The sequence below is a fragment of the Arthrobacter sp. V1I7 genome (assembly GCF_030817015.1).
Classification (GTDB): Bacteria; Actinomycetota; Actinomycetes; order Actinomycetales; family Micrococcaceae; genus Arthrobacter.
In genome coordinates, this window is the sequence record NZ_JAUSYS010000001.1 from 3913239 (window position 1) to 3926427 (window position 13189).

Genomic DNA, 13189 nt, shown 5'->3' on the forward strand with positions numbered 1-13189 from the left:
TCCAGAAAGCTTCACAAAAACTTCTTGAGGAATACCGGCCAACCCCTTCCCTCCGGATTACTGGCCGGTATTCCCGCCAGCGTGCACCACGCCCGCCGGTTCCGCCGAAGAGGTGGCACGACGTATTCGGGCGGATCATATACTCGGCCGACTTGCTCCAGTACCAGAAATGTCTCAGGGGCTAGCACCTTAGCCTTCCCGCACTGGGCATGCCCTCCCCCGCGCTGCAGCACTGGACACTTTGCCAATATGTCCACTGCTCAGTCCGGCCGGAGGGCATGCTCATTTTTTGGTGTGGCGGACCCTTGGCGGGCGGTAGCGTGGGAGCCGATTCCCGACCGCCCGGGGCTTCGAGCGCCGGGAAGGGGCGAGCCGTTTCGTCCGCCGCCCAGCCGGGCCGATGGTATCCATGTGCCAGGAGGTACACCTGAGACTCTGCTACCATCTCGCGAATGGGCAGGGGAAGATTTCATCGGGCGGTCGGCATTGTCATCGTCTTTGCGGCCGGGGGCGCCGCGGCGCTGTTGTGGTTTGCGGTTGCCGCCGAAGGGCCGCGCCTTGACGAGTCGCCGAGCAAAGGGCTCGTCCTGGGCGTCTGGAATGTGCTCTACAACACCGACGCTCCGGCGCTGCGCAACATGGTCGCCGCCATTGCCCTCGCCCTCCTGCTGGCCGCCGGGATCGCGCTGCTGGAACGCCGGATCACTAACAGGTCGCGCCGTTCCGCGAACCCCCGGGACGCCCCGCTGGCGCCCCGGATCGTCATGGCGGATACCCGCGAGATCTTTGGCGGTCCCGTGACCGTGACGGTACTGATCCCGGCACATAACGAAGAAGCGTCGCTTCCCACCACGATCGCCTCACTCCTGACCCAGTCCCACCGCCCCGGGCGCATTATCGTGGTCGCGGACAACTGCACCGACAGCACGGTCGCCCTCGCCCGGCAGGCCGGCGTCGAGGTCATGGAGTCCGTCGCCAACACCCAAAAGAAGGCCGGCGCGCTCAACCAGGCACTCAAGCTGCTGCTTCCCGGCCAGGGCGACAACGACGTCGTAATGGTGATGGACGCTGACACCAGCCTCGACGACGGGTTCCTCGCCGCGGCAGCGGCCCGCTTCACCGACGACCGGGCCCTGATGGCGGTGGGCGGCCTGTTCTACGGGGAAGAAGGCCACGGCGTACTGGGGCAGTTCCAGCGCAATGAATACATCCGCTACGGACGTGAGATCCGCCGACGCCGGGGCCGCGTCTTTGTGCTCACCGGCACCGCATCCATGTTCCGGCCGCGCGCCCTGCGCACCGTCGCCGAGCAGCGCGGAGATTCCCTTCCGGGCAATCCGGGCGACGTGTACGACACCGTCGCCCTGACGGAGGACAACGAACTGACCATCGCCTTGAAGTCCCTGGGCGCCCTGATGATCTCGCCGGCCCAGTGCACGGTGGTCACCGAACTCATGCCCAGTTGGCGGACCCTCTGGTCCCAGCGCTTGCGTTGGCAACGCGGCGCCCTGGAGAACATCGGCGCCTACGGCGTGACCACGCAGACGGTCCGGTACTGGGCGCAGCAACTCGGCATCGGCTACGGTGTCATTGCCCTGAGCGCCTACTTCCTGCTGATCCTGCTGATGGTGTTCTCGCTCGACGTCTGGATCTGGTTCCCGTTCTGGCTGGTCCTGGGAGCACTGTTTACAGCGGAACGCGTCGTCACGGTGTGGAAGGGCGGCTGGCGTGCCCGTCTGTTGGCCCTGTCGTTATTCCCCGAACTTTTCTTTGACATGATCCTCAACATCGTCTACGTCAAAGGAATCATCGACATCGCGCTCGGACGCACCGCCAACTGGAAACACCTCACCCACGAGACCGCCCCCGTCAGAGTGAAGGTACCGGCATGATCCCGGCAGTCAGCCACCTTGTCCCCGCCGGGATCCTGCTTCCCGAGTCGATCCTGCACACCGGGTGGTTCGCCATCCTGGCAACCTTCGTGGCGATCAATACCGTCATGTATGCCGCCCTCGCCGTGGCGAAGATCCTGCCGAAGCTGCACCCCGGGTCCTGGCTTCCGGCGCGTCACGAACGGGCCGAGACGCGCAGCATCTATCCCGACGCGCAGCGGTAAGTACGCCCGAGCGAGGGCGAGGGACATGCCCAATCCTCAGCGGCACCGGTGGACACAGGGGCACCCTGCCCATCCGCCAGCCCGGGCGAGGGACATGCCCAATCCTGGGCGGCAGCGGTGGACACATGGGCACCATGCCCATCCGTCGGCCCAAGCGAGGGGCATGCCCCCGGGCGCCCGGTCAGCGCCCCAGGATGTCGCGGGCAATCTCGTCGGCGTCGTGCAGGGTACGCTGGCCGCTGCGGTAGGCGGGGCCGTTCTTCTGCCGGGCCTCTGCTGCGATGGCTGTCCCCCACTGCGCGGCGGAAAGCTGCAGCCCGAGGACGTAGAGGCCCTCCGTCACGGAACCGTTCGAGCCCAGCGGCCGGTACGGATGCGGGACAACGTCCAGGCCGGAGGTCTGCACCGGGACGCCTTCCACCGTCATCATCAGGCGCGCTCGTACCAGCCCCTCACTGAGCAGCTGTTCCAGCAGGGGTGACTCGTTGATGGTGACCCGGTTGGCCGGGGCGAGCGCTTCAATCAGGGATCGGGCCGCCACCGCCTCCCCCTGGGCATCTCCGGCGCCGGTCCCGCCAGAGGCCGGGCCCGCGGCACCCCGGCTGCCTGGGCCACCGTCCACCCACGGTGACGCCGCGGTGAAGGTCCCCGCCTCGCGGTCCACGCCGAACTTCGGGTCCGGTCCCACGAACCGGACGACGCCGGCCCGCGCCAGGGCTGCCAGCTGTTCGGCGCGCAGCGCGGGCGGCCCGCTTGCCAGTCCTTCAACGAAGGACTCGAACCAGCCGCGGAGCCCGGCCACCCACGACTCGTCCGTGATGCCACCGTCGGCCACCGCGGACTTGAGCACCGCCCGGCCATGGTGCAGGGCGCCGATCGTCATCTTCACCGGGTCGTCCTCGCCGAGCGCGGATCGCCGGGCATCGTCGAGGAGGTACTCCACGACGGCGGCGTCCAGCTCCGTCCGGGAGCCGAACGATCGGCCGGCCAGCGGCGCGGCCAGCCCAAGCAAGTTCAACCGGTGGGCCGGCCGGACATGCGCTTCGATCTCGGCGTCCACCGCGTCCTCCCACTTTGCAGCGCTGTGCGCATGGGGGCGCAGGGATTCCTCCAACGCCTGAAGGAACTCGGCGGGATCGGAGAGGATGGCGCCGGGGTGCGAGCGCGCGAGCGTCGAATAGTAGGCCCAGATGGCGTCGCGGTGCAGCAGGGGCCAGAGATCGTGGTCGAAGGCGGGCTGGATCCCCGCCCCCGCGAACCGGGCCAGCGCACTTTCGGTGCAGTACCGCAGCGTCACGGCCGAGGGGTAGTACCCGGCGAGGGCGGCCTTGGCCCGGTAGGGAGTGCCGCGGCGGGAGGCCGCAATAATGAGAGGTTCACGGCCGGAGGGCCGGTAGCCCAGGCGGCCATCCTCCCCGGCCACGAAGGTACCCCCGCGGCCCTCGGTGAGCTGGCCCATGACATCGAAGAAGTTCAGGCCCATGCCCCGCACCAGCACGGGCCTGGCCGCCGGCACCAGGGACCAGTCGACGTCCGCCGGCACCGACGGGGGCAGGTACAGCAGCCCCAGCTCCTCGGCCGCAGCCTTGAGCTCCCGCTGTTCCGGGTTGAGCCGCGATTCGAGATGGCCCAGGGCCAGCACCACGGAGTCGACGGTCAGCACCGCGCCGCCCTCGAGCCCGACGTCGAGCTTTCCGCGCGCGTTCCGGCCGCCCCCGAGTGCCGTGCCACTGCCGGATCCATTGGCGTCCTCAGCTCCGGTGCCGCTGCGGTGTCCAGCCCCGGCGGCCGCCGGCCGGACCGAGACCGCCGTCGTTTCGTGGAATTCCACCGAGACGCCGGCCGGCAGCCGGGAGAGCAGTTCTTCGAGCGTGGAACGCAGGTAGCGTCCGTACAGTGCGCGGCTGGGGAAGTCCGCGGAGCCCAGCCCCGCGAGTTCGGCGCGTTCCTCGGCGGTGAGCGAGGGGTGGGGCTGCCGCTGCTGCCGTTCGCGCCAGCGGTCGAAGGTGTCCCCGGCCAGCGGGGAGGCCAGTTCCGGGTCCTCGGGTATGACCGTGGGGTAAAACGACTGCGTGTTCATCAGGTACAAGCGGGACTGGCCGGGCTGCCACACATGGCCCGGGCCCGCGGGGTAGGGATCAACCACATCGATGTGGAGGGTGGCGTCCGGGCCTGCCGGTGCCCAGTTCGCGAGCAGCCGCTCCAGCACGCTTGTGCCCCGGGGACCGGCGCCTATCAGTGCCGTCCGGATGCTCTGCGATATGACCACGGCAACCAGCGTATCGGCAAGCGGGATGCCGCTTTACCGACGGATGCCGCTTTACCGACGGCTGCCGCTGGTCCCGTGACTTGCTAGCGGCGCGCTGATGTTGCTTGGATGGGATGATGACCACCACCGAAGCTGCTCACCCGTCCTCGTCCCGCCACCCAACCGGACCCGTCGGCGGTGCAGGAACCGCCCCTGAACCCGTCGATGAGAACATCTGGCTCGAGGAGACCTACGGCGAGCAGCAACTGGCCTGGGTCCGTGAACAGAACGCCCGGACCGAGGACCTGCTCGAGGACGCGCAGTACGCGGACCTCGAGTCCAGCATCCTGGAGGTGCTGGACTCGACCGACCGGATTGCGATGGTCGGCAAGCACGGCGGCTGGTACTACAACTTCTGGAAAGACCGTGACAACCCCAAGGGCCTGTGGCGCCGGACCAGCTGGGAGAGCTACCGGGGCGGATCACCGGAGTGGGACATCCTTTTGGACGTGGACGCCCTGGCCGCGTCCGAGGGCGAGGAATGGGTTTTCCACGGCGCCAACTTCCTCCGCCCGGCACAGGGCGAGCCGCACCGGCGGGCCCTGCTGGCCCTCTCCCCCGACGGCGGCGACGCCAACCGCTACCGCGAGTTCGACGTCGAGTCCCGCAGCTTCGTGGACCCCGCCGCCGGCGGCTTCGACCTGCCCACGGCCAAGGGCAATGCCTCGTGGCTCGATGCGGACACCCTGCTGGTGGCCACCACGGCGGAGGGGCTGCCCAGCACCACCTCCTCCTACGCCCGGACCGGCGTGAAATTGCACCGCGGCAGCTCCCTGGCCACGGCGGAGCGGGTGTTCGAGATCCCCGAGGACCACATGATGGCGCTCGTGGCCCACGACTCCACGCCCGGCTTCGAGCGGACCTTCGCCGTGGACTGGATCAGCTTCTTCGAACGGAACACCTCCGTGCTGCGCGACGGCCAGTGGGTGCAGCTCGATGTCCCGGCGGACGTGAACCTGAGCTCGCACCGCGAATGGCTGCTGTTCCGCCCGCAGAAGGACTGGACCGTCGACGGGACGGTGTACCCCGCAGGGTCCCTGCTCGCGGCCGGGTTCGAGGACTTCCTGGCCGGCAGCCGGGACCTCGCCGTGCTCTTCACCCCGGACGCACACACCTCGTTGCAGTCCTGGAGCTGGACGCGGGACTTCCTGCTGCTGAACCTGCTCCGCGATGTGTCCTCGGAAATCCGGGTGCTTGATCCGCTGCGCGGCGGCACGGACGGCGCTTGGGCCTCCACCGTGCTGGACGCCTGCCCGCCGCTGCACGATGTCAATGCCTACGCGGTCGACGACGAAGACGAAGCCAGCGACACTGACGACGACGGCACCGGCGGTACCGGCGGCGCCCCGGTGGTGGAGCGTGAAGCGCCCGGCGCCGGGAACGACTTCTGGCTCGTGGCCACGGGGTTTACCACGCCCAGCACCCTCACCCGGGGAACCCTGAAACGGGCGGGAACCGCCGAGGACGTCCCCGGCGTGGCCAGCACGCACGAGGTGGTCCGCTCCTCGCCGTCGTTCTTCAACGAGGAAGCCTACGAGGTTCAGCAGCACTTCGCCGTCTCCAAGGACGGCACCCGGGTGCCGTACTTCCAGGTGGCAGCCCGGGACCTGGTGCTCGACGGCCAGAACCCGACCCAGCTCTCCGGCTACGGCGGCTTCGAGATTTCCCGGACCCCGGCCTACAGCGGCGCGGTCGGCCGCGCCTGGCTGGAACGGCGCACCGAGGCGTCCTTCGGCGCCGAGGGGGACGGCCCACATTCCCGGGGCGGCGTCTACGTCGTGGCCAACATCCGCGGCGGCGGGGAATACGGTCCGTCCTGGCACCGCGCCGCGCTGCAGGAGAACCGCCACCGGGCGTATGAGGACTTCGCCGCGGTGGCTCTGGACCTGATCTCCCGCGGCGTCACCTCCCGGGAGCGCCTCGGCTGCGTGGGGGGCTCCAACGGCGGTCTGCTGGTGGGCAACATGCTCACCCAGTATCCGGACCTGTTCGGAGCCGTGTCCTGCGGGGTGCCGCTGCTGGACATGCGCCGGTACACCAAGCTGTCCGCCGGCTACTCCTGGATCGCCGAATACGGCGACCCTGACGTGCCCGAACAGTGGGACTTCATCAAGACCTTCTCGCCGTACCACCTGCTCAAGGACGGCGTGGAGTACCCGGAAACGTTCATCTGGACCGCCACCTCGGATGACCGCGTCGGACCCGTCCAGGCCCGGAAGATGGCCGCCCGGATGCAGGCCATGGGGATCCCCAATGTCTGGTTCCATGAAGCCCTGGAAGGCGGCCACGCGGGCGCCTCGGACAACCGGCAGGCGGCGGCGCTGCAGAGCCGCAGCCAGCATTTCCTGTGGCGGGCGCTGGCCGGCAACGCAGCCTGAGCCGGCACGCCCGGCAGCCGGGTAGCGCCGGGCAACGGGCGGGTAGCGTCCGGTCCGTCGGGGTAGCGCCGGGCACCGTCGGGCCGCCTGGCGCGGGCGGGACGCCGCCCAGCGTTCGTCGTTTTGCGCTGCATGCCCCCTTCTGCGTATCCTTGGTTGGCTAGTTACTAGCAATTGGAGACGTGCCAGAGCGGCCGAATGGGCTTCACTGCTAATGAAGTGTGGGGCACAACTCCACCGGGGGTTCAAATCCCCCCGTCTCCGCGTTTGGCCCCGGTCCTGGACCGGGGCCTTTTGCGTTCCCGGCGGGTTTCAGGCCCGGATGGCGGCCCGGCGGGACGGCGGCTCGCGGCCCGGCCGGACGGCACCCCGCGGCCCGGCAGGACAGCGGCCCGTGCGACGCCGGCGCCTACCTGGCGCATCCCGGCCCGGCGGGATGGCAGGATAGGCCCATGTCGAGCAGCAACGCAATTGACGCGATCATCGTGGGCGGCGGCCACAACGGCCTGGCCGCCGCCGCCTACCTGTCCAAAGCCGGCCGGAGGGTCCTGCTGCTGGAAAAGCTCGGGCACTCAGGCGGCGCGGCGGTCTCGGCCCAGGCGTTCGACGGCGTCGGCGCCCGCCTCTCGCGCTACTCCTACCTCGTCAGTCTCCTGCCCCAGCAGGTCATCGACGAGCTTGGCCTGCGGATCCAACTGGCCCGTCGGCGGTATTCCTCCTACACGCCCGAGCCGCACAGCAGCGGCCGGGGCCTGCTGATCGACAACGAGGACGCCGCCGCGACTGCCGCATCCTTTGCCGCTGTCGGCGCCCCGGCCGGGGAATTCGAGGCCTTCAACGATTTCTACGCCCGCTGCCGTGGGCTCACGGAGGCCCTCTGGCCGACCCTCACCTCGCCGTTGCCGACCCGGTCCGAGGCCCGTGCGCTGGCCGTCCAGGCCGGTGCGGGGGAGTCCTGGGACGCCATGGTTGAACGGCCCATCGGGGAGGTGATCGCCGAAAAACTCCAGCACGACCTGGTCCGCGGGGTCGTCCTGACCGACGCCCTGATCGGCACGTTCGCCCGGGCCGGCGATGAGGACCTGCAGCAGAACATCTGCTTCCTCTACCACCTGATCGGCGGAGGCACGGGCGACTGGGACGTGCCCGTCGGCGGCATGGGCGCGGTCTCCGGTGAGCTGGAACGCGCTGCCCGGGACGCCGGCGCCACGATCCTGACCTCGGCCGAAGTCACCGCCGTCCGTCCCGGCGGGATGGTCAGCTACCTCCACGACGGCGTCGAGCACCTGGCCACGGCACAGTGGATCCTGGCAAACGTGGCCCCGGTGGTCCTCGACCGGCTCCGGGCTTCCGGCACCTACCCGGCCGCCCCCGCGCCGCTAACGACGCGAAACCCCAACCACCTGCGCGAGGGCGCCCAGGTCAAGGTCAACCTGCTGCTCAAGAGACTCCCCCGGCTGCTGGATGGAAGCGTCAGCCCGGAAGCGGCCTTCGGCGGTACGTTCCACATCAATGAGACCTGGCCGCAGCTCGACGCCGCGTACCTCACCGCGGCCTCCGGGGCCGTCCCGGACCCGCTGCCCTGCGAGATCTACTGCCATTCCCTCACCGACCCGAGCATCCTGTCCCCCGAGCTCCAGGCGGCCGGCGCACAGACCCTCACGGTGTTCGGCCTGCACGTCCCGGACCGGCTGATCACCGGGGAGAACAACGAGGAGCAGCGTGCCGAACTGCAGGCCGCCGTGTTGAAGTCGCTGAACTCGGTGCTGGCCGAACCGGTCGAGGAGCTGCTGTTGGCCGGCCCCGACGGACAGCCCTGCATCGAAACGAAGACCACCCTGGACATCGAACGCGCCGTCGGGATGCCGCGGGGGAATATCTTCCACGGCGGCCTCGACTGGCCCTTCGTGGAGGACGGCGAACCTCTGGACACCCCGGCCCGGCGCTGGGGGGTGGCGACCGACGATCCGCAGATCCTGCTGTGCGGCTCCGGCGCCCGGCGCGGCGGAGCCGTCAGCGCCATCGGCGGCCATAACGCCGCCATGGCGGTCCTGGAATCCGGCCCCGCGGGCGCTGACCTCAGCCGGCCTGGCCAAGCACCAGCGGCAGTACCGCCCCGGCGCCGGCGAGCCTGAGGGCCCGTCCGGCGACGGTCACCGTCCAGCGGCTGTCGACCAGGTCGTCGATGAGCATTACGCTCTGGCCCTGCAGCCCGGTGAGGGCCGCTTCCAGTTCCGGCCCCACCACGAGCCGGTCCCAGACCCCGGCGAGCCGGTACGCGCTGTTGCCGCCGCGCCCGCCCGTGGGGCCGCCGTGTTCGAGCTGCAGCTGGCCGAGGTAGGGGATGCGGCCGATCTCCGAGATGCCGCGGGCCAGCGAATCCACCAGCGCGGGCTTGCCGCGGGACGGGACACTGATGATCGCGGCCGGCCGGCCTGCGCCGCTCCACCCCGGAGTGCGGGCGTCTCCGGCTCCCCATTCCCGCAGGACCTGGACGCAGGCCTGCAGCATGCCGGGGTCCACCGTGCGGTCCGGAGCCCCTGCGGCGAAGGCCTCACGCAGTGCACCGCCCCAGCCAAGGTCCGTGAGACGGGCCAGCGCCCGGCCGCCTGCTACGCTTTCCGCCGGCTTGATCTTGCCCTTCACGCTCACGCCGAGGCGGTCCATGCCGCTGGGCCACTGCAGCCTCGGTTCCAGCGGCACGCCGGCGCGGCTCAGCGTCTGGCCCGCGGCTTCCGTGGCGGAGGCGGCAATGTCTGCCGGGAACCACCGCCCGGCGCAGTTGTCGCAGCGTCCGCAGGAGTGCGCGGTCTCGTCGTCGAGGACCGAGGTGATGTATTCCATCCGGCAGCCGGCGGTGTCCTGGTAGATGACCATGGAATCCTGCTCGTCCACCCGGGCCTCGGCAATCCGGCTGTACCGTTCGGCGTCGTACGTCCAGGGCTGGCCGGTGGAGCGCCAGCCGCCGCCCACGCGTTCCACGGCCCCGTCCACTGCCAGCACCTTCAGCAGCAGTTCCAGCGGCGTCCGGCGCAGGTCCACGCGGGCCTCGAGCGCCACGGTGGACACGGCGGTTCCCGCTTCGGCGAGCGCCGTCAGGACAGCGGCGGCCTTCTCCTCCGACGGCATCGACGCGGTGGCGAAGTACTGCCAGATGTCGCGGTCCTCGGAGCCGGGCAGCAGCAGCACATCGGCGTTCGCGGCACCTCGGCCGGCGCGGCCCACCTGCTGGTAGTAGGCCACCGGCGAGGACGGGGCGCCCAGGTGCACGACGAAGCCGAGGTCCGGCTTGTCGAAGCCCATGCCGAGGGCGGAGGTGGCCACGAGGGCCTTGACCTGGTTGTCCTTGAGGAGCTGTTCCGCGCGTTCCCGGTCTGCAGGGTCAGTGCGTCCGGTGTAGGCGAGCACCTCGTGGCCCGCTTCGGCCAGGAGACGTGCGGTGTCCTCGGCCGCGGACACCGTGAGCGTGTAGATGATGCCGCTGCCGGGCAGGTCCGAAAGGTGCGTCAGCAGCCAGCCCAGCCGGTCGCGGGAGTCCGGCAGGCTCAGCACCCCCAGCCGCAGCGATTCCCGGCCCAGGGCGCCGCGGATGGTCAGCACCCCGGCGCCCAGCTGCTCCTCGATGTCGTGGACCACCCGGGAGTTGGCGGTGGCCGTGGTGGCCAGCACCGGCACGGACTCCGGCAGCTGCGTGATCAGGTCCGCGATGCGGCGGTAGTCGGGCCGGAAGTCATGGCCCCAGTCCGAGATGCAGTGCGCCTCATCGATGACCAGGAGCCCGGTGCGGCGGATCAGCTCCGGCAGCTGGTTCTCGCGGAAGGAGGGGTTGGTGAGCCGTTCCGGTGACACCAGCAGGACATCGACCTCGTCGGCGGCCAGCTGCTCGCGGACGGTGTCCCATTCCAGCTGGTTGGCGGAGTTGATGGCAACGGCGCGGACACCGGCCCGGGCCGCGGCCGCAACCTGGTCGCGCATCAGCGCCAGCAGCGGGGAAACGATCAGGGTGGGGCCGGCGCCGCGGCGGCGGAGCAGCAGGGAGGACACAAAATACACGGCCGACTTGCCCCAGCCGGTGCGCTGCACGACGAGGGCGCGCCGGCCGGCGTCGACCAGCGCCTCAATGGCCTCAAACTGGCCGTCATGGAACTCCGCGGCCGGGTGCCCGACCAGCTCGCGCAGCACCTCCTGCGCCTGTTCCCGCGTCCCGGAAACCCCTGCCGAACCGGTGGTGGAAGCACCGGCAGGAGCGGAGTTGAGTGCGGGAAGGACTGCAGCGTTCTGGTTATTGGCCATTGATTCAGTATCCCAGCCTCCTCCAAGGGCCGCGAAGCCGGGCACGGAAAGGTGGAAAACCTGGCCGCTTGCGCCGCCACTGCTCCTCCACAGGGTCCTTGGGCTTCCACGTAAGATAAGACGCGTGACTACGGACAAGACGAAGACTTTTGACCTCTCGGCCTCCTTCAAGGCCTACGACGTGCGCGGAATTGTGGGCGAATCCATTACCGCGGAAATCGTCGAGGCTGTGGGGGCGGCGTTCGTCGACGTCCTGGACCTCGAAGGTCAGACGGTGCTGGTGGGCGGCGACATGCGCCCGTCGTCCCCCGAGTTCAGCAAGGCCTTCGCCAACGGTGCCGCCACCCGCGGGGCCAACGTGCAGCTGCTGGACCTGATCTCCACCGACGAGCTCTACTACGCCTGCGGCTCCCTCGACGCGGCCGGTGCCGTGTTCACCGCGAGCCACAACCCGGCGGCCTATAACGGCATTAAGATGGCCAAGGCCGGCGCCGTGCCGATCTCCTCCGAAACCGGGCTCAAGGAGATCCAGGCCCTCGCCGAGGAATACCTCAACGCCGGCGCCATCCCCGAGGCCGCCAGCCGCGGCCTGATCGGCGTGCAGGACGTCCTCCGCGGCTATGCCGAGTACCTGCGCGGCCTCGTGGACCTCCGCGCGGGTCACGCCCGCTGAAGGTCGTCGTGGACGCCGGCAACGGCATGGCCGGCCTGACCACCCCGGCGGTGCTCGGTGATGCCATGCTGGCCAAGCTTCCGCTGGAAATCGTCCCGCTCTACTTCGAGCTGGACGGGTCCTTCCCGAACCACCCCGCCAACCCGCTGGAGCCGGAAAACCTGCGTGACCTGCAGGCCGCCGTCGTCGAACACGGCGCGGACATCGGTCTGGCCTTCGACGGCGACGCCGACCGCTGCTTCGTCATCGACGAGCGCGGTGAGCCCGTCTCGCCGTCGGCGATCACCGGAATGGTGGCCCGCCGGGAGATCGCCCGGGCGCAGGGGCTGGGCGAGGCCAATCCCATCGTCATCCACAATCTCCTGACGTCCCGGGCTGTTCCCGAACTGGTGGAACGCCACGGCGGCAAGGCGGTCCGTACCCGTGTGGGCCATTCCTTCATCAAGGCGGTCATGGCCGCAGAGGGCGCCATCTTCGGCGGCGAGCACTCGGCCCACTTTTACTTCCGTGACTTCTGGAACGCGGACACCGGCATGCTGGCCGCCATGCACGTCCTGGCAGCCCTGGGCGAGCAGGACAGTCCGCTGTCCGCGCTGGGCCGCGAATACGAACCGTACGTGTCCTCCGGCGAGATCAACTCCGAAATCGAGGACAAGGCCGCCGCCGTGGAACGGGTCCGGCAGGACTTCCGTTCCGAGGACGTCGAGGTGGACTACCTTGACGGCAGCACGTTCATCGCCACCGGCGGCAGCTACTGGTTCAACCTGCGGCCGTCCAACACCGAGCCGTTCCTGCGCCTGAACGTCGAAGCCACGGACAGGGGCACCATGGAACTCATCCGTGACCGCGTCCTGACGCTGGTCCGGGGCTAGACGGCGATGGAGATTCCCGAAAGCGGCGTGCGGACCGGAGAAAACCAGGCCGGGGCCCTGCAGCCGGCCGATCCCGCCGAAGACTCCTGGCGCGGATCCGTGCCGGAGGCCAGCGCAACCGATCTGGAGAACCTGCTCGGCACCGGAGTCGGCGCAGCGCAGGAACAGCTGGAGCGAAACGGCGGCTTCCTTCCCTTCGCCCTGGTGGTGGAGAACGACGGCGAGGTGCGGCTGGTTGCCGTAACGCCGGCCGACGCCGCGGAGGGCAGCGACGCGGATTTCGACGCGGATTCGATGATCAGCGACCTCACCGAGCTGCTCCGGCAGCACCGGGACGAGTTCCGTGCCGCCGCCGTGGTCTGCGACATCACCCTGCTGGAAGAAGACTCGGACGCCATTCATGTGGCCGCCGAGCACCGGGACGGTTCCCTGTTCGCCGCGGTCCTGCCCTACACCGCGAATCCGGAGACGCAGGAGCTGGAGTTCGGCCTGCTTTCCGCCGATACGAACAAGCCCGCCGTCTGGGTGGACTAGACCGGCCTCGGCTGG

The 13189-nt window shown here is 69.6% G+C and carries 7 protein-coding genes, 1 tRNA gene and 1 pseudogene; 7 read left to right on the forward strand and 2 right to left on the reverse strand.

The genetic code is table 11. From position 1 onward, the window contains the following. Positions 1-452 precede the first annotated feature (452 nt). Complete coding sequence (locus QFZ69_RS17960; protein WP_306913294.1) at positions 453-1892, forward strand: glycosyltransferase; 1440 nt, start codon at positions 453-455, stop codon at positions 1890-1892. Further along, on the forward strand, positions 1889-2116 hold the full coding sequence (locus QFZ69_RS17965; protein WP_306913296.1) for a hypothetical protein: 228 nt from the start codon (positions 1889-1891) through the stop codon (positions 2114-2116). The genes QFZ69_RS17960 and QFZ69_RS17965 overlap by 4 nt, the downstream gene beginning before the upstream one ends. Before the next feature lie 181 nt (positions 2117-2297). Here the strand turns inward: QFZ69_RS17965 and QFZ69_RS17970 are convergent, their stop codons facing one another. Next, positions 2298-4385, reverse strand: coding sequence for an FAD/NAD(P)-binding domain-containing protein (locus QFZ69_RS17970; RefSeq protein WP_306913298.1), 2088 nt, complete (start codon positions 4383-4385; stop codon positions 2298-2300). A gap of 116 nt (positions 4386-4501) precedes the next feature. Between QFZ69_RS17970 and QFZ69_RS17975 the strand changes: the two genes are divergently transcribed. The 3 genes from QFZ69_RS17975 to QFZ69_RS17985 all read left to right on the forward strand — a co-directional run bounded on the left by QFZ69_RS17975 (position 4502) and on the right by QFZ69_RS17985 (position 8937). Further along, a complete protein-coding gene (locus tag QFZ69_RS17975) occupies positions 4502-6802 on the forward strand; it encodes a prolyl oligopeptidase family protein (RefSeq protein ID WP_306913299.1) in 2301 nt (766 codons plus the stop codon). A 176-nt stretch (positions 6803-6978) separates the two neighbouring features. Beyond that, positions 6979-7066, forward strand: a tRNA-Ser gene (locus QFZ69_RS17980). Positions 7067-7254: 188 nt separating this feature from the next. Beyond that, positions 7255-8937, forward strand: coding sequence for an NAD(P)/FAD-dependent oxidoreductase (locus QFZ69_RS17985; protein ID WP_306913301.1), 1683 nt, complete (start codon positions 7255-7257; stop codon positions 8935-8937). On the opposite strand, the gene QFZ69_RS17990 is transcribed toward QFZ69_RS17985, so the two are convergent. After that, a complete protein-coding gene (locus QFZ69_RS17990; protein ID WP_306913302.1) occupies positions 8882-11095 on the reverse strand; it encodes an ATP-dependent DNA helicase RecQ in 2214 nt (737 codons plus the stop codon). The genes QFZ69_RS17985 and QFZ69_RS17990 overlap by 56 nt on opposite strands. Positions 11096-11219: 124 nt before the next feature. On the opposite strand from QFZ69_RS17990, the pseudogene QFZ69_RS17995 reads away from it, so the two are divergent. Both QFZ69_RS17995 and QFZ69_RS18000 read left to right on the forward strand, forming a co-directional pair. After that, positions 11220-12640 (forward strand): annotated as a pseudogene (locus tag QFZ69_RS17995) (phosphomannomutase/phosphoglucomutase). A gap of 6 nt (positions 12641-12646) precedes the next feature. Next, positions 12647-13174, forward strand: a complete 528-nt coding sequence (locus QFZ69_RS18000; protein WP_306913305.1) for a hypothetical protein — start codon at positions 12647-12649, stop codon at positions 13172-13174. The last annotated feature ends 15 nt before the right edge of the window (positions 13175-13189 follow it).

Excerpts from the sequence above, each read along its gene's own strand:
- QFZ69_RS17960 (WP_306913294.1), top strand. The coding sequence starts at position 453 with ATGGGCAGGGGAAGATTTCATCGGGCGGTCGGCATTGTCATCGTCTTT.
- QFZ69_RS17965 (WP_306913296.1), top strand. The coding sequence starts at position 1,889 with ATGATCCCGGCAGTCAGCCACCTTGTCCCCGCCGGGATCCTGCTTCCC.
- QFZ69_RS17975 (WP_306913299.1), top strand. The coding sequence starts at position 4,502 with ATGACCACCACCGAAGCTGCTCACCCGTCCTCGTCCCGCCACCCAACC.
- QFZ69_RS17985 (WP_306913301.1), top strand. The coding sequence starts at position 7,255 with ATGTCGAGCAGCAACGCAATTGACGCGATCATCGTGGGCGGCGGCCAC.
- QFZ69_RS17990 (WP_306913302.1), bottom strand. The coding sequence starts at position 11,095 with ATGGCCAATAACCAGAACGCTGCAGTCCTTCCCGCACTCAACTCCGCT.
- QFZ69_RS18000 (WP_306913305.1), top strand. The coding sequence starts at position 12,647 with ATGGAGATTCCCGAAAGCGGCGTGCGGACCGGAGAAAACCAGGCCGGG.